Below are 16,603 nucleotides of genomic sequence, written 5' to 3' on the forward strand. Positions count from 1 at the left end.
CTCTGAGCAGATGGACCTGTGGTTCGTGCATCCCGACGGGATCCGATCCTTCGACGCCGCGCAGCTGACGACGCAGCTCGAGCGCACCGACGGCTTCGTCTGGGTCGACGCGCAGGCCGACGACGAGCAGGTCGAGCGGCTCCTCACCGAGGTCGTCCACGCCCATCCGCTCGTGGTGGCGGCGTGCCGGCAGCGCAACCACGTGCCGACCCTGCACGGCTACGCCGATCACGTGTTCGTCGTCCTGCACTCGCCGTTCGCGGGCGACGCCGGGCACGTGCACCTGCTCGAGCTGGACCAGCTCGTCGGCCGCCGCTACCTCGTGACCGTGCACGGGCCGATCAACCCCGTCGTGGATCCCGCCGAGTCGGTGCGCGAGACCGTCGCGGTGCGCGGCCGCATCGAGCGTGGCACCTTCCGACCGACCTCGCCGGCAGAGCTCTCGCACGCCATCGGCTCGGCGGTGGTCCGGTCCCAGCGCGAGGTGGTGAGCAGCGTCGCCGAGAGCCTCCCGGCCCTGGAGCAGCTGGCGATGTCCAGTGACTTCCGGCGTCCCGAGGAGCTGCTCGAACGCCTCTTCCTGATCCGGCACGAGCTCATCACGGTGCGCACGATGAGCGCGCAGTCGCACGAGATCTACGCCCGCATCCGCGGCCTGGACCGGGTGGTGCCGGAGGTGGAGCGGTCGTACGCCGGCGACCTGGCCGAGCAGTTCGACCGGCTGCGCAGCCTCGCCGACGGCGAGAGCCACTTCCTGTTCGGCGTGATCGACCTCTACCAGACCCGGGTCACCACGAAGATGACCGTGGCGATGGAGCGGCTGGCGGTCATCGCCGCCATCACGCTTCCGGTGACCGCGCTGGCAAGCATCTACGGCATGAACGTCATCGTCAACGACTCCACGCACCTGACCCAGCTGGTGCTCGTGCTGCTCGTGATGGCCTCGATCAGCGGCCTGCTGCTGCGCTGGACGAAGAAGCAGGGGTGGTGGTGAGCACCGACGAGCTGCTCCACGCCGAGTTCGAGGCGGCTGCCTCGGCCGTCGCCGCCGCGCGGCCCGAGGTCGACCTCGCGACGGCCCGCGAGCTGATGCGGGAGGCAGCCACGATGCTGGACAACAGCCTCGCCCTCGACTCGCTGTCCGACGCGGACGCCGCGGTCGTCGTACGCCACCTCGCCGCCGACCTGACCGCCGTCGACCCGTCGGCCGCGGTGCTGGCCCGCTCGCTCGCGGTGGCCGAGGACCCGTCGGGTCTCGACGAGCCGGACGTCGTGGCCGAGACCTACCTGGTCTGCGCGGCCGTCCTCGGGCTCTGAGCCCGACTACGAGATCGAGCCGAGCTCGAGCTCATCGATCCGCGCGCGCAGGCTGCTCTCGGCCTGGCGCCACAAGGTCGCGGAGTGGGCGTGCATGTGGTGCACCCCCGTGCCGGGCCGGGCCCGGTCGCGGCAGAGCTCCTGCGCCAGTGCACGCGCGGCGAAGTCGTCAGCGATGCTCCCCAGCACGCTGACCCACGGCGCTCGCTCGACCTGGACCCCCGACATGAGCCGAGGGTCCCCCCGGGCAGGCGTTCTTGCGGCGAACCGGCGGGAATCTGCTCAATTTTGGCGGCTCACAGCAGCCCGGCGGCGCGGAACATGCGCTGGTAGATGTCGTGCACGACGGGCTCCTTGATGGCGTTGTATCGCATCCCGAAGCCCAGCGCCCCGTGGTCGTCGCCCGTCGCGTCGAGGGTGGCCAGCGCGGAGCGCTTCGCGTCGGCGTACGCCGCGCGGTCCTCCGGGTGGGCGACCAGCCAGTCGCGGAACAGCTGGTGCCGGACCATCTCCGGGCAGTCGGGACCGAACACGTGCAGGTGGACCCGCGGCTCCGTCAGCAGCTTGAACAGCCGGTGCTGGTGCCAGTCCGGTTCGGTGAGCCAGTGGACGAGGCCGATCGACTCGAGCGCCGGTGCGTACGCCGCCTCGTCGGCCGGGTCGGCGACGGCCAGGTCGATGTCGATGATCGGCTTGGCCGGGAGTCCCGGGACCGACGTCGAGCCGATGTGCTGGATGGCGAGGAGCCGGTCGCCCAGGGCCGCCGAGATCCGGGCCTCGAGCTCGGCGTAGCGCTGCGGCCAGCTGGGATCGGGCTCGACGATGCGCATGACGTAGCCGGTGGGGTGCGCACCGACGTAGACCACCTCGCCCTCGTCTCGGTGGCGGACGATCTCCTCGGGCGACGGCACGCGCTGATCACACCACAGGACGTCGTGCCCGTGGGTTCCGCCGATCGTGCCGGGCGTGGATGATCTGCTCATGGACGGGCTCTCCCTGGTGCTGGTCGGTGGGCCGTCGGGCGTGGGCAAGAGTCGGCTGGCACAGGCGCTGGCGTGTGATGCACTCGGAGGGGCCGCGTGAACGAGAGGGCACACCCCGGGGTCGATGCGTACATCGCGCAGCTGCCCGAGTGGCAGCAGGCGATCTGCACGGAGCTCCGCGAGCTGATCTGGGCCACCGACCCCGAGATCGAGGAGACGATCAAGCGGACCGTGCAGCCCTACTTCGTCCTCCACGGCAATGTCTGCGCGCTCCTGGCGACCAAGCAGCACATCGACCTGTTCCTCTACGACCCGACGCTCACCGATCCGCACGGGATCATCAACCAGGGCCACGGCAACGCGACCGCTCGAGCCGTCCAGATCCGTGCGGACGACGAGATCGACCGGGAGGCCGTGATCGGCCTCCTGTCAGAGATCGTCGATCACAACCGGCGGGGTGGCTGGCGCAAGCTGTCGGGTCGTCATCGCTGACCACGGCCCTTGGACGTGCCTGTGGCCCCGCCATCGTGGTGACTGGCGGGGTCATGGTCGGGCGGGTGGGTCCGGTGGCTCGTCCGGGTTGATCGGGCTCGTGCCGGTGCGGTCGCGGAGGTAGCGGTGGCCGTGGGGGCTGGTCCACTCGACGACCCCGGGCGCGACCATCCGGTAGGTCCACGCGGAATGCGTCTTCAACCTGTGGTGGAACCGGCACAGGCAGGCCAGGTTGCTGGATGTGGTGGGGCCGGGTTGTGGTCGGCCTTCGGCTTCCGCCTGGTGGTCGTACTCGACGATGTGGTCGACATCGGCCTGTCGGGCTGGGCGGGTGCACCAGGGAAACACGCAGGTGCGGTCCCGCAGGGCGACCTGTTCGCGGATCCGGGCGGGGATCTCGTAGCCCGGCGCGGTCAGCTCGGCGTTGAGGTCGATGACCGGCTTGATGGTCACCTTGGTGTGGGTGCCGGTGCACCAGGCCTTGACCTGGCCGAGCAGGACGAGGCGTTGGCCCTCCTCGATGCGGCCGGTGGGACCGAACACCGTCTGGACGCCGTTCGTTGTGGCTTGGAAGTGGGCGTGGATCACCACCTGGCGTGCCGCGGTTAGGTCGGGTCTCGATACGCCGGCTCGTTCCTCACCGGCTACTCGACCACCTTGAGGATCCTCACCGGCTGCTCGACCACCTATCTGAGGGGCGGCATCGGTGGTGAGGTCGAGGGCGGTTTGGGTGCGGGCGAGGTTGCCGAGGGCCTTGGAGCGGCGGACGTCGAGGGACTCCGTCGAGCCCAATGACTTCTGGGTCTCGGCGTCGCGGGCCACGGCGTGGTTGAGGTCGAGGGCGTCGGCGATGTCGAGCTCGGCCTCGAACCGCATGGTGCCGGCGAAGTGCACGTCCTCGTCACGCAGGGTGGCGTGACGGGGGTCGACGGCGAGGTAGCCGTCCTCGGGATCACTGGCGGGGTCAGCCACTGCGAGGACGTAGCGCTTGATGGTGTCGGCGACGAGTCGGTCGAGCTGGGCGGGACCGATCCGGCCGGCGACCGCGGCCACCTGCGCGTCCACGAACCCAGCGGCTTCGACGGTGAGGGCGGGGACGGTGTGGATGGTGGTCTCCGCGACGGTGCGGGCCTTCCAAGCCGGCACGACACCGGCGTGCACCTGCGCCCACAACCGCGGCAACCGGTGCCGCAGCTCCAACGCCTGGCCGATGAGCTTCTTCGCCGACGTCGACGACATCCCCAGCACGCCGCCGAGCTCGGCGATGCAGAACTCCGCCACCAGCGGAGCACCCTGCCCGGCAATGGGTTCCTCGTGCTCACAGCCCGGAGTGGTGAAGGTGGCGGCGGAGTGGATCGACTCCGGCGGGTGGAGGTCGGCCCAGCGGGCGGCGAGGTCGAGCTGACGGGCCGCGGCCTGGTTCTCCTCGTTGCGGGCGGAACGGATCGAGGCGAGCAGGCTGCTGGCCGAGAGGTCGTCTGCGGCCCTCCCGGTGTTCCGCTCCAGCGTCTCGATCATGTGTTCGACACTACGGCACCCCACCGACAGTCACCCTCGGCCGGATAGACCTCTGTGGATGGGTCTCGATACGCCTTCGCTCGTGCCTCGCTCGGCTACTCGACCACCTTTGGTGGTGTGGGCTCGTTCCGCGCCCGACTACTCGACCACCTGGGTGCAGCGAGTCAGAAGCGGGGGATGGCGGGGGCGACCGGGTGGGTGTCGTCGAGCGCGGGGTCGCCCGCGGGGAGGGTGCCGTCGAACCACTCGTCCTTCTTCCAGTCCGGCACAGGGGGCTGCTCGCCCGCCACGGGGACGAAGACCGACCGTTGCGTCGGGCCGTGGGTGTGGACGTAGCGCCGGCAGTTCGGGAAGACCGCGCTGGCGCGGACGCGTACGACCATCGTCGCGCCAGGGAACTCTGCGACGAGGGGATCCTCCGGGTCGATCGACGCCTTGCCCGTCAGGCGCAGCCGCGACCCGTGGGAGAAGTCGATGAAGAGCAGGCCCACGAGGGGGTTCTCGGTGAGGTTGCCGACGCTGAGGAACATGCCGTTGCCGTCGTACACCGGGAAGGCGATGGTCGAGGCGTCGACCACGCGTACGAACCCGGGGTCGCCGCCCTTGTAGGAGCACTGCGGCTGCCCGTCGGCGTCGGCGGTCGCGAGGAAGAACATGTCCCGCGCCTCGATGAAGTCGCGGAAGCCGGTCAGGTCGTCGCCGGCGACGCTGCCCAGGCGGTCGGCGAGCCGGCGCGTGTCGAAGCGGTCCTGCAGCCGTCGGTGCGAGTCTCGGTAGTCCATGGCACTCACTCTCCTGATCCGAGGATGGCACCGGGCGTGCGGGCGCGGAAGGTCTACGTTGACGACATGACCCGAGCCCTCCACCACCTCGACCTGTGGGTCGACGACGTCGAGACCGCCGAGGGGGAGTGGGGCTGGCTGCTCGCGTGGTGCGGGTGGCAGCGCGAGGAGGGCATGCGGTCGTGGCTGCACACCGACGGGACGTACCTGTTCATGGAGCACTCGCCCGACCAGCACGGCGCCCACGACCGGCTGCTGCCCGGCATCAACCACCTCGCGATGATCGTCCAGACGCGCGAGGAGCTCGACCGGATGCGGGCCGAGTCGACGGAGCACGGGTGGCACGAGATGTACGCCGACCGCTACCCGCACGCCGGCGGCGACGAGCACGTGGCGCTCTACCTGGAGAGCTCCGAAGGGGTCGAGGTGGAGGTCGTGGTCGGCGGGTGACGCCCGCAGGGGTGGTCGCGCGGACCCGGCCCCGGGTCTAGGTTGGCGGGTGGTCCACCTGCATCTCGCCCCGACTCTCGGGAGGTAACGCGTGTCGTCCGACACCCTGATCGACGCATCCTGGCTCGACTACCTGCTGGTGGCGATCTACTTCGCCTTCGTCCTCGGCATCGGTGTGATGGCACGTCGATCGGTCTCGGACTCGATCGACTTCTTCCTCTCCGGGCGCTCCCTGCCGGCCTGGGTCACGGGCCTGGCGTTCATCTCCGCCAACCTCGGCGCCGTCGAGATCATGGGCATGTCGGCCAACGGTGCCGAGATCGGCCTGCCGACGGTGCACTACTTCTGGGTCGGCGCGGTGCCGGCGATGCTCTTCCTCGGCGTCGTGATGATGCCGTTCTACTACGGCTCGAAGGTCCGCTCGGTCCCCGAGTTCATGTTCAAGCGGTTCGGCACCGGTGCCCACCTGGTCAACGCGATCAGCTTCGCCGTCGCTCAGCTCCTCATCGCGGGCGTGAACCTCGCGCTGCTCGCCGGCATCGTGCACGCCCTGCTGGGCTGGCCGATCTGGATCGCCCTCGTCGTCGCCGGCTTCATCGTGCTGTCGTACATCACCCTCGGCGGCCTGAGCGCGGCGATCTACAACGAGGTCCTCCAGTTCTTCGTCATCGTCGCCTCGCTCCTGCCGCTCACGCTGATCGGCCTGCACCGCGTCGGTGGCTGGGACGGCCTCACCGACAAGATCACCGCCGCGGCCGACAAGGCGCCCGCCAGCGCCGAGGTCGCTCCGGCCGCCCAGCAGCTCGAGTCGTGGCCCGGCCAGGCGCTGTCGGGCTTCGACTCCTCGCTGCTCTCGGTGATCGGCATCGTCTTCGGCCTCGGCTTCGTGCTGTCCTTCGGCTACTGGACGACGAACTTCGTCGAGGTGCAGCGCGCCATGGCCTCCGACTCGATCTCCGCGGCCCGCAAGACGCCGATCATCGGCGCCTTCCCGAAGATGTTCATCCCCTTCATCGTGATCATCCCCGGCATGATCTCGGCCGTCCTCGTGCAGGAGATGATCGACCTCAAGGGCGGCGGCAGTCCATCAGGAGGTGCCTCCGGCGACGGGGTGGCGTACAACGACGCGTTGCTGCTGCTGATGCGCGACGTGCTCCCCAACGGCCTGCTCGGCCTGGCGATCGCCGGCCTGCTCGCCGCCTTCATGGCCGGCATGGCGGCCAACATCTCCGCCTTCAACACGGTGTTCTCCTACGACCTGTGGCAGCGCTACATCCGCAAGGACCACACCGACGACTACTACCTCCGCATCGGCCGCCTCGCGACCGTCGCGGCCACCGTCATCGCGATCTTCACCGCCCGGATCGCGATGGGCTACACGAACGTCATGGACTACCTCCAGACGCTCTTCGGCTTCTTCAACGCGCCGCTGTTCGCGACGTTCATCCTCGGCATGTTCTGGAAGCGGATGACCCCGACCGCCGGCTGGGTGGGCCTCGTCGCCGGCACGCTGTCCGCCGTCGCCGTCGACCGCCTCGCGGCGGCCGGGGTGATCGACCTGCCCGGCCAGGGCGCGGCGTTCCTCGCCGCCTCGACGGCCTTCGTGGTCGACATCGTGCTGAGCATCGTGGTCTCGCTGTTCACCGAGCCCAAGCCGGCCTCCGAGCTCAAGGGCCTGGTCTACTCCGAGACTCCCAAGGAGGACCTCGTCGACCCGGACGAGGCCTCGCACCCGTGGTACCGCCGTACGGTCCCACTCGCCGGCGTCGCGCTCGCGATGGTCATCGTCCTCAACATCGCCTTCTGAGCCCGCACCGAGAGGAGCCACCATGTCCAGCGACACCACGTCGGAAGGCACCCGCGCCCACAAGGCGGGCGCCTTCGACATCCGCAACATCATCGGCGCACTGATGGGCGTGTACGGCGTGATCCTGGCGCTCGCCGGGATCTTCGGCGACCCGGAGCTCGAGAAGACCGGCGACATCAACGCCAACCTCTGGACCGGCCTCGCCCTCATCGTGGTCGCCGCCTTCTTCTTCGGCTGGGCCCGGCTCCGGCCGATCGTCGTCCCCGAGGACGTCGACCGACCCGACGACGACCCGACGCGCCCGGCGCCGACGCGGAAGCGCCCCCCGGCCCACTGACGCGGGTCTAGGGTCTCCGCATGGAGAGCCCGGTGCCCGGCCTCGACCTCGACGCGCTCACCGCCGAGCTCGACGAGCAGTTGGGCGCGGCCGACGCCGACCTCGCCCGCCACTACCCGGGCGCGCGCCCCGGCCGCCAGCCGGTGCACACGGTGTACGTCCCGGCGGACCGCTTCCACGCCGGCCTCGCGCGTGACTACGGAGAGACGGGCCTCCGCGCCACCGAGGAGCACCAGGCGGCGCTGCTCGACCTCCTCGGCGGCGACCAGGACCTCCTCGCCCGGGTCCGCGCCAAGCTCGGCAGCGAGCCCGTCGAGGACCTGCGCATCGACCTCGAGGACGGCTACGGCACCCGGGCCGACGAGGACGAGGACCACGACGCCGTCCGCGCCGCGGACCAGCTGCGCGAGGCGATCGCCGACGGCACGGCCCCCGCCGGCACCGGCATCCGCTTCAAGAGCTTCGAGGCGCCCACCCGGCGCCGCGGGGTCCGCACCCTCGCGTTGTTCCTCGAGCGCCTGGCCCGGGACGGCTCGTTGCCGCCCGGCTTCGTCGTGACGCTGCCCAAGGTGACCGCGGTCGAGCAGGTCGAGGCCCTGGTCCACGCCGCCGCGCGGCTCGAGGCGGCGCTCGGGCTGGGGGAGCGGGCGCTGTCGTTCGAGATCCAGGTCGAGACCCCGCAGTCGATCCTCGGCCCGGACGGCACGGCCCTCGTCGCGCGGATGGTCCACGCGTCGGACGGCCGATGCACCGGCCTGCACTACGGCACCTACGACTACAGCGCCTACTGCGGCATCGCGGCCGCGCAGCAGAGCCTCGAGCACCCGGTCGCCGACCACGCGAAGGCGGTCATGCAGGCGGCCGCGGCGGGCACCGGCGTACGCCTCTCCGACGGGTCCACCAACGTGCTCCCGGTCGGCGGCCCCGACGAGGTCCGGGCCGCGTGGGCCAACCACCTGCGGCTCGTGCGGCGCTCGCTGGAGCGCGGCTACTACCAGGGCTGGGACCTGCACCCCGCCCAGCTGCCGACGCGCTTCGCGGCGACCTTCGCGTTCTACCGCGAGGGCTGGGCGGCCGCGGCCGGGCGGCTCCGCACCTACGTCGAGCGCCGGGAGTCCGGCGTGCTGGACGAGCCCGCGACGGCGCGGGCGCTGGCCGACTTCCTGCTACGCGGCCTCGACTGCGGCGCGCTGACGGCGGCGGAGGTCAACGAGGCGACGGGGCTCGACACGCGAGCCCTCGAGGCACTGGCGCACCGCGCCGCCGAGGCTGGAGGCTGAGGACATGGGCATCGTGCTGGGACCGAACCGCTACGGCAAGGCGGAGACGCGGGTGGTGCGCATCGTGCGCGACACCCCGCGCCACGAGATCCGCGACCTCAACGTCACGACGTCGCTCCAGGGCGACTTCGCCGCGGCGCACACCGACGGGGACCAGTCGCAGGTGCTGCCCACCGACACCCAGAAGAACACCGCCTTCGCGTTCGCGAAGAAGTACGGCGTCAGCTCGCCGGAGGACTACGCCCTCACCCTCGGACGGCGGCTGTACGAGGCCACGCCCGCGGCCCATGGCGCGACGGTGCGGGTCGAGGAGTACGCCTGGGACCGGATCCCGGTCGGTAAGGGTGGTCACGACCACGCCTTCGTGCGGCGCGGGGGCGAGGTCCGGACCGCCCTCGTCCACGTGGGCCAGGGGAGCACCAGCGTGACGTCCGGCCTCGACGACCTCGTCGTGCTGAAGTCGACCGGCTCGGAGTTCAAGGGCTTCCTGCGCGACGAGTACACGACGCTGCCCGACGCCGATGACCGCATCCTGGCCACCGCGCTGCGCGCCCAGTGGAGCTACACCGGGTTCGACGGCATCGACTGGAACCGGACCTACGACGCCGTGCGCGCGCGGCTGCTCGCCACCTTCGCGACGACGTACAGCCGGGCGCTGCAGGAGACCCTCTACCTCATGGGCAAGGCCGTCCTCGAGGCGCACGACGAGATCGAGTGCATCGCCTTCAAGGCCCCCAACAAGCACCACTTCCTCGTCGACCTCGAGCCCTTCGGGCTCGACAACCCGGGCGAGGTGTTCATCGCCGCCGACCGCCCGTACGGCCAGATCGAGGCCATGGTCATGCGCGAGGACGACCGGCCGGAGCGCGGGTTCCGTCGCACCGGTCTGCAGTCCTTCCACGAGATGCCGGCGGAGGACGCCCGCGGGCTCCTGCTGACCTTCCTCGACGTGCCGCGGTGGGCCGACGCCGTCGTGGCCGCGCGCCCCTACGCCGACCTCGGCGAGGTCGAGGAGGCGATGGTCGCCGCGTCCGCGACGATCTCCGACGAGGAGCTCGACCGCGCCCTGGCCAGGCACCCGCGGATCGGGGAGCGCGCCGACGCCGAGCAGCACGACGCCGAGCACTCGACGCGCGAGCAGTCCGGGGTCGACCCCGGCGACGCCGACCTGGCGCGCGCCCTCGAGGAGGGCAACCGGGTCTACGAGGAGCGCTTCGGCCACGTCTTCATCGTCCGGGCCGCGGGGCGCAGCGGACCGGAGATCCTCGAGCACCTGCGCCACCGGCTGGAGAACACCGACGAGCTCGAGCGCGCCGCGACGATCGACCAGCTCACCCAGATCGCCGTGCTGCGGATGAAGGAGGCGTTCGCCTGATGGCGTCCCTGAGCACCCACGTCCTCGACACCGCCGGCGGCCGCCCCGCAGCGGGGCTGCGCATCACGCTGGAGTCCGCCGACGGCAGCGTCCTCGCGGAGGGACTGACCGACGACGACGGCCGGATCGGCAGCCTCGCCGCGAACCTGGTGGCCGAGGACCACGTCCTCCGCTTCGACACCGGCGCCTGGTTCGCCGCGCAGGGCACCACCGCGTTCTACCCGGAAGTGGTGGTCACCTTCACCGTCGGCGATGACGAGCACTACCACGTGCCGCTGCTCCTCAACCCCTTCGGCTACTCGACCTACCGTGGCAGCTGAGACCGTCGTCCGCGCCCGCCGCGCGATCGTCGGCGGCGAGGAGCGGGCCGTCGCGGTCGTCGTGGAGGGCGGCCGCATCGCCGCCCTGGAGTCGTACGACGTCCCGGCCGGCGCCGCCGCGGTCGTCGAGCTCGCCGCCGACGAGGTGCTCCTGCCCGGCCTGGTCGACACCCACGTGCACGTCAACGAGCCCGGGCGCACGGAGTGGGAGGGCTTCGCCAGCGCCACCCGTGCCGCGGCCGCCGGCGGGGTCACCACGATCGTCGACATGCCCCTCAACAGCATCCCGCCCACCACCACGCTCGCGGCCCTGGAGCTGAAGCGCGAGGCGGCCGCGGGACAGACGTGGGTCGACGTCGGCTTCTGGGGCGGCGCCGTGCCCGGCAACACCGGCGACCTCGCCGCGCTCCACGCCGACGGCGTCCTCGGCTTCAAGTGCTTCCTGCTCGACTCCGGCGTCGAGGAGTTCCCGCACCTCGCGGCCGACGACTTCGCCGAGGCGATGGCCGAGACCGCACGGCTCGGCGCGCTGATGATCGTGCACGCCGAGGACGGCGAGGCCGTCGGCGAGTGCGCCCACGGGGCGGCGTACTCCGGCTTCCTCGCGAGCCGTCCGGACGCGGCCGAGGAGCGCGCCATCGGCCTGGTCGTCGACACCGCGCGCGCCACCGGCGGCCGCGCCCACGTGGTCCACCTCAGCGCCTCGGGCGCCGTCCCCGCGCTGCGCCAGGCCCGTGCGGCCGGCGTCGATGTGAGCGTCGAGACCTGCCCCCACTACCTCTTCTTCGAGGCCGGGTCGATCGCCGACGGCGCCACCGAGCTCAAGTGCTGCCCGCCGATCCGCGACGCCGGCAACCGCGACGCCCTCTGGTCGGCGCTGTCCGGCGGCGACATCGACATGGTGGTCAGCGATCACTCGCCCTGCACCGCCGCCCTCAAGCGCCAAGACACCGGCGACTTCGCCGACGCGTGGGGCGGCATCGCGTCGCTCCAGCTCGGCCTGCCCGTGGTGTGGACCGCGGCCCGCGAGCGCGGGGTGCCGCTGGTCGACGTGGTGCGCTGGATGTCGACCGCACCTGCGCGCCGGGTCGGGCTCGCCGGCAAGGGGGAGATCGCGGTCGGCGCCGACGCCGACCTCTGCGTCTTCGCGCCCGACGCGTCGTGGACGGTCGACGCGACCCTGCTCCACCACAAGAACCCCGTCTCGCCCTATGCCGGGCGTACGCTCACCGGCACCGTCCGCGCGACCTGGCTGCGCGGGGCGCCGATCGACCTGGCCGCGGCCCCGACGGGCCGGCTGCTGAGGAGGACGCCATGACCTACTGGGTGCCGAAGGGTGGCCTGCCGGGCCAGACCGAGCTGACCACCGGTGAGTCGGGCCGCGCGGTCTTCACCGAGGCCTACGCCGTCCTGCCGCGCGGCACCATGCGCGACATCGTCACCAGCCGGCTGCCGCACTGGGCCGACACCCGGCTCTGGGTGATCGCCCGCCCCCTCTCGGGCTTCGCCGAGACCTTCTCCTGGTACGTCGTCGAGGTGGCGCCGGGCGGCGGGTCGGACCGCCCCGACGACGCCCACGACGCCGAGGCCGTGCTGCTCGTCGTCGGCGGCACGGCGTCCCTCACCCTCGCCGGTGTCGAGCACCGGGTCGGACCGGGCGGCTACGTCTTCGTCCCGCCCGGCACCGCCTGGTCGCTGCACAACCGCGGCGAGGAGCCTGCGACGTTCCACTGGATCCGCAAGGCCTACGAGCGGGTCGACGGTGTCGAGGTGCCCGAGCCGTTCGTGGTGCACGAGGACGACGTGGCCATCGAGCCGATGCCCGACACCGACGGGGCGTGGGGCACGCAACGCTTCGTCGACCCCCTCGACGTACGCCACGACATGCACGTCAACATCGTCACCTTCGAGCCCGGCGGGGCGATCCCGTTCCCGGAGACCCACGTGATGGAGCACGGGCTCTACGTCCTCGAGGGCAAGGCGGTCTACCTGCTCAACAAGGACTGGGTCGAGGTGCAGGCGGGCGACTTCATGTGGCTGCGCGCCTTCTGCCCCCAGGCCTGCTACGCCGGCGGGCCCGGCCGGTTCCGCTACCTGCTCTACAAGGACGTCAACCGGCACCCGCGGCTCCACCTCTGAGTCTCCCCGGACGTGAGCCGGCTCACGTACCATGGACGTGGCAGGTCGTCGTTCGGCATGGACAACCGGCGGCCCGTGACTCCCACAACCATGCGACCCAGGGGGAGGAACGTGCCCGAGCCGCAGATCACCGTCAACGGGCATCCGCGCCCGCTTGCAGGCGTGCCCGCCCACGAGAACCTGCTGGACTTCGTCCGCGGCCTGGGCCTGACCGGTGCCAAGGAGGGCTGCGCGGAGGGGGAGTGCGGCGCCTGCGCCGTGATGGTCGCCCGGCCCGACGGTGACGGCAGCCGGTGGACGCCGGTCAACGCCTGCCTCGTCCCGGCGCTCGCGCTCGACGGCCAGGAGGTGGTCACCGCCGAGGGTCTCGGCAGCCCCGGCGACCTGCACCCCGTGCAGGCCGAGCTCGCGGTCCGCGGCGGGTCGCAGTGCGGCTACTGCACGCCGGGCTTCGTCTGCTCGATGGCCGCCGAGTACTACCGTCCGGACCGGACGGCCGGACCGGACGGCTTCGACGCGCACGCAATCGGCGGCAACCTGTGCCGCTGCACGGGCTACCGGCCCATCCGCGACGCCGCCCGGGCGCTGGGTGAGCCGGCGCCGGGCGACGCCCTCGCGGAGCGGCGCTCGAGCCCCGCGCCCGCGATCGCGGCCACTCGGCTCGCCGGCTTCGCCCGCCCCCGCGACCTCGCCGAGGCGCTCGCGCTCCTGGTCGAGCACCCCGACGCGACCGTCGTCGCCGGGTCCACGGACTGGGGGGTCGAGGCCAACCTCCGCGGCCGCCGGGCGGCGTACGTCGTCGCGGTCGACCGGGTGCCCGAGCTGCGGGTCCTGTCCACGGACGGGGTGGTCGAGATCGGCGCCGCCCTGACGTTGAGCGAGGTCGAGCGCGCCCTCGGCGACACGGTCCCGCTGCTGGCCCAGGTGTGGCCGCAGTTCGCCTCCCGGCTGATCCGCAACAGCGCCACCATCGGCGGCAACCTCGCCACCGCGTCGCCGATCGGCGACCTGGCCCCGGCCCTGCTCGCGCTCGAGGCGACGCTGGTGCTGGCCTCCGCCGAGGGAGACCGCGAGGTCCCGCTGGCCGACTTCTTCACCGGCTACCGGGAGACCCTGCTCCGGCCGGGCGAGCTGGTCCGCAGCGTCCGGGTGCCGACCCCGCTCGCCCCGCTCGCGACGTTCCGCAAGGTCGCCAAGCGCCGCTTCGACGACATCTCCAGCGTCGCGGTCGGCGCGGCCCTCGACGTCGTCGACGGCACCGTCGTCAGGGCCCGCATCGGCCTGGGCGGCGTCGCGGCCACCCCGGTGCGCGCGCTCGCCACCGAGGTGGCGCTCGAGGGCCGGCCGTGGTCGCGGACGACCGTCGAGGAGGCGGCTGAGGTGATGGCGACCGAGGGCACGCCGATCGACGACCAGCGGGCGAGCGCGGCCTACCGCTCGGCGATGCTGGGCAACGCCCTGCGCGCCTGGTGGGCGGAGACCGCGGAGCCGGCCCACGAGGAGGTCGCGCGATGAGCCACCTGTCCCAGCGCCCCGACGACGCGGTCGTGGGCCTGCCACTGCCGCACGAGAGCGCCGACCTCCACGTCACCGGCCACGCGCTCTACACCGACGACCTCGTCCAGCGGACGCCGCGGGTGCTGCACGCGCACCCGGTCTGCTCGCCGCACGCGCACGCCACGGTGACGCGGCTCGACGTGACCCCTGCGCTCGACGTCGACGGGGTCGTCCGCGTCCTCACCGCGGATGACGTGCCGGGCATCAACGACGCCGGGGTCAAGCACGACGAGCCGCTCTTCCCGAGCGAGGTGATGTTCGTCGGGCACGCCGTGTGCTGGGTGCTGGGGGAGACGCTCGAGGCGGCCCGCCTCGGCGCCGAGGCGGTGCAGGTCGACTACGACCCGCTGCCCGCCGTGGTCTCGCTCACCGAGGCGATCGCGGCGGAGAGCTTCCAGGGGGCCCGGCCGGTCGTCGAGCGCGGCGACGTCGACGCGGCGCTGGCCGGCGCCGCGCACGTCTTCGAGGGCACCACGGAGATGGCCGGCCAGGAGCACTTCTACCTCGAGACGCACGCCTCGCTGGCGCTCGTCGACGAGGGCGGACAGGTCTTCGTGCAGAGCAGCACCCAGCACCCCACCGAGACCCAGGAGATCGTCGCCCACGTGCTCGGCGTCGCGTCCCACGCGGTCACCGTGCAGTGCCTGCGGATGGGCGGCGGCTTCGGTGGCAAGGAGATGCAGCCCCACGGCTTCGCGGCGGTCGCCGCCCTCGGGGCCACGATCACCGGACGCCCGGTCCGGCTGCGGCTCGACCGCACCCACGACATGACGATGACCGGCAAGCGGCACGGCTTCCACGCCACCTGGCGGGTCGGCTTCGACGACGACGGCCTGCTGGTCGGCCTCGACACCACCCTCACCTCCGACGGCGGCTGGAGCCTCGACCTCAGCGAGCCGGTGCTCGCCCGCGCGCTGTGCCACGTCGACAACGCCTACTGGATCCCGCACGTGCGCGCCCGCGGCCGCGTCGCCCGCACCCACAAGACCTCGCAGACCGCGTTCCGCGGCTTCGGCGGCCCGCAGGGCATGCTGGTGATCGAGGACGTCCTGGGCCGCTGCGCACCGCTGCTCGGCGTCGACCCGGTCGACCTGCGCCGCCGCAACTTCTACGCCGAGGGCCAGGCCACGCCCTACGGCCAGCCGGTCCGCCACCCGGACCGGGTGGTCGCCGCGTGGGAGCAGGTGCTCGCCTCCGGCGACGTCGTACGCCGTCAGGCGGAGGTCGAGGCGTTCAACGACTCCCACCCCCACCGCAGGCGTGGCCTGGCGCTGACCCCGGTGAAGTTCGGCATCTCCTTCAACTTCACCGCCTTCAACCAGGGCGGCGCGCTGGTGCACGTCTACAAGGACGGCTCGGTGCTGATCAACCACGGCGGCACCGAGATGGGCCAGGGGCTGCACACCAAGATGCTGCAGGTCGCGGCGACCAGCCTCGGCGTCCCGCTCGAGCGGGTCCGGCTGGCGCCCACCCGCACCGACAAGGTGCCCAACACCTCGGCGACGGCGGCCAGCTCGAGCACCGACCTCAACGGCGGCGCGGTCAAGGACGCCTGCGAGCAGATCCTGGCTCGGCTGCGCGAGGTCGACGGCGGCCGCGGGCTGGCGTGGGACGACCTGGTGCGGGAGGCGTACTTCTCCCGCGTGCAGCTGTGGGCCGCCGGCTTCTACCGCACCGAGGGTCTGCACTGGGACCCCGTCGCCATGCAGGGCCACCCCTTCAAGTACTTCGCCTACGGCGTCGCGGCCACCGAGGTCGAGGTCGACGGGTTCACCGGCAGCTACACCACCCGTCGCGTCGACATCGTGCACGACGTCGGCGACAGCCTCTCGCCGCTGGTTGATCTCGGCCAGGTCGAGGGCGGCTTCGTGCAGGGGCTGGGGTGGCTCACCCTGGAGGACCTCCGCTGGGACGAGACCGACGGCCCCGGTCGCGGCCGGCTGACCACCCAGGCCGCCAGCACCTACAAGCTGCCGAGCCTCAGCGAGCTCCCCGACGAGCTCCACGTCGCGTTGCTCGACCAGGCCCACGAGGAGGGCGCGGTCTACGGCTCGAAGGCGGTCGGCGAGCCGCCCCTCATGCTCGCGCTCTCGGTCCGTGAGGCGCTGCGGCAGGCGGCGGCCGCCTTCGGCCCTGCCGGCACGAGCGTCGAGCTGGCGTCGCCGGCCACGCCCGAGGCCGTCTACTGGGCCCTCGACCGGGCCCGCCGCACCGCCCCCGCCCCGACCGAGCTGGCGGAGGTCTGA

General features: G+C 72.1%; 17 protein-coding genes. 13 read left to right on the forward strand and 4 right to left on the reverse strand.

The features are described from left to right. The first annotated feature begins 10 nt into the window (after window positions 1-10). Window positions 11-994 (forward strand): magnesium transporter CorA family protein, encoded by a 984-nt coding sequence (locus ACE3QY_RS17075; protein WP_374457243.1) that lies wholly within the window; start codon window positions 11-13, stop codon window positions 992-994. Continuing rightward, window positions 991-1,317, forward strand: coding sequence for a hypothetical protein (locus tag ACE3QY_RS17080; protein ID WP_374457244.1), 327 nt, complete (start codon window positions 991-993; stop codon window positions 1,315-1,317). Before ACE3QY_RS17075 ends, ACE3QY_RS17080 begins: the two co-directional genes overlap by 4 nt. Window positions 1,318-1,323: 6 nt before the next feature. On the opposite strand, the gene ACE3QY_RS17085 is transcribed toward ACE3QY_RS17080, so the two are convergent. Together ACE3QY_RS17085 and ACE3QY_RS17090 are read right to left on the reverse strand one after the other, a co-directional pair. Then, complete coding sequence (locus ACE3QY_RS17085) at window positions 1,324-1,545, reverse strand: hypothetical protein (RefSeq protein WP_374457245.1); 222 nt, start codon at window positions 1,543-1,545, stop codon at window positions 1,324-1,326. A gap of 68 nt (window positions 1,546-1,613) precedes the next feature. After that, window positions 1,614-2,300, reverse strand: a complete 687-nt coding sequence (locus tag ACE3QY_RS17090; protein WP_374457246.1) for a GrpB family protein — start codon at window positions 2,298-2,300, stop codon at window positions 1,614-1,616. 96 nt (window positions 2,301-2,396) lie between these two features. On the opposite strand from ACE3QY_RS17090, the gene ACE3QY_RS17095 reads away from it, so the two are divergent. Further along, window positions 2,397-2,792 (forward strand): DUF1801 domain-containing protein, encoded by a 396-nt coding sequence (locus ACE3QY_RS17095; protein WP_374457247.1) that lies wholly within the window; start codon window positions 2,397-2,399, stop codon window positions 2,790-2,792. 51 nt (window positions 2,793-2,843) lie between these two features. Here the strand turns inward: ACE3QY_RS17095 and ACE3QY_RS17100 are convergent, their stop codons facing one another. After that, window positions 2,844-4,310 carry an HNH endonuclease signature motif containing protein gene (locus tag ACE3QY_RS17100; RefSeq protein ID WP_374457248.1) on the reverse strand — a complete coding sequence of 489 codons (1,467 nt, stop codon included), beginning with the start codon at window positions 4,308-4,310 and terminating at the stop codon, window positions 2,844-2,846. Window positions 4,311-4,474: 164 nt separating this feature from the next. Next, window positions 4,475-5,092, reverse strand: coding sequence for a pyridoxamine 5'-phosphate oxidase family protein (locus ACE3QY_RS17105; RefSeq protein WP_374457249.1), 618 nt, complete (start codon window positions 5,090-5,092; stop codon window positions 4,475-4,477). Between the two features lie 66 nt (window positions 5,093-5,158). Here ACE3QY_RS17105 and ACE3QY_RS17110 point away from each other — a divergent pair, with 66 nt between their 5' ends. The 10 genes from ACE3QY_RS17110 (at window position 5,159) to xdhB (ending at window position 16,603) form a co-directional block, all read left to right on the forward strand. Beyond that, window positions 5,159-5,542 carry a VOC family protein gene (locus ACE3QY_RS17110; protein WP_374457250.1) on the forward strand — a complete coding sequence of 128 codons (384 nt, stop codon included), beginning with the start codon at window positions 5,159-5,161 and terminating at the stop codon, window positions 5,540-5,542. A 91-nt stretch (window positions 5,543-5,633) separates the two neighbouring features. Continuing rightward, complete coding sequence (locus ACE3QY_RS17115) at window positions 5,634-7,349, forward strand: sodium:solute symporter family protein (protein ID WP_374457251.1); 1,716 nt, start codon at window positions 5,634-5,636, stop codon at window positions 7,347-7,349. Between the two features lie 22 nt (window positions 7,350-7,371). Next, window positions 7,372-7,686, forward strand: coding sequence for a hypothetical protein (locus tag ACE3QY_RS17120; protein ID WP_374457252.1), 315 nt, complete (start codon window positions 7,372-7,374; stop codon window positions 7,684-7,686). A gap of 20 nt (window positions 7,687-7,706) precedes the next feature. After that, the gene (locus ACE3QY_RS17125) at window positions 7,707-8,966 is read left to right on the forward strand and encodes an aldolase (protein ID WP_374457253.1); all 1,260 of its coding nucleotides are present in this window, start codon (window positions 7,707-7,709) and stop codon (window positions 8,964-8,966) included. Window positions 8,967-8,970: 4 nt separating this feature from the next. Next, entirely contained in the window at window positions 8,971-10,341 is a 1,371-nt protein-coding gene (gene pucL / locus ACE3QY_RS17130) for a factor-independent urate hydroxylase (RefSeq protein WP_374457254.1), read from the forward strand. Then, complete coding sequence (uraH, locus tag ACE3QY_RS17135) at window positions 10,341-10,661, forward strand: hydroxyisourate hydrolase (RefSeq protein WP_374457255.1); 321 nt, start codon at window positions 10,341-10,343, stop codon at window positions 10,659-10,661. Before pucL ends, uraH begins: the two co-directional genes overlap by 1 nt. After that, window positions 10,651-11,979, forward strand: a complete 1,329-nt coding sequence (gene allB, locus ACE3QY_RS17140; RefSeq protein WP_374457256.1) for an allantoinase AllB — start codon at window positions 10,651-10,653, stop codon at window positions 11,977-11,979. The genes uraH and allB overlap by 11 nt, the downstream gene beginning before the upstream one ends. Beyond that, window positions 11,976-12,800, forward strand: a complete 825-nt coding sequence (locus tag ACE3QY_RS17145) for a bifunctional allantoicase/(S)-ureidoglycine aminohydrolase (protein ID WP_374457257.1) — start codon at window positions 11,976-11,978, stop codon at window positions 12,798-12,800. Before allB ends, ACE3QY_RS17145 begins: the two co-directional genes overlap by 4 nt. Window positions 12,801-12,911: 111 nt before the next feature. Continuing rightward, window positions 12,912-14,315 (forward strand): xanthine dehydrogenase small subunit, encoded by a 1,404-nt coding sequence (locus ACE3QY_RS17150; RefSeq protein WP_374457258.1) that lies wholly within the window; start codon window positions 12,912-12,914, stop codon window positions 14,313-14,315. Further along, entirely contained in the window at window positions 14,312-16,603 is a 2,292-nt protein-coding gene (gene xdhB / locus ACE3QY_RS17155; RefSeq protein WP_374457259.1) for a xanthine dehydrogenase molybdopterin binding subunit, read from the forward strand. Before ACE3QY_RS17150 ends, xdhB begins: the two co-directional genes overlap by 4 nt.

It is taken from the genome of Nocardioides sp. (genome assembly GCF_041913365.1).
GTDB lineage: Bacteria > Actinomycetota > Actinomycetes > Propionibacteriales > Nocardioidaceae > Nocardioides.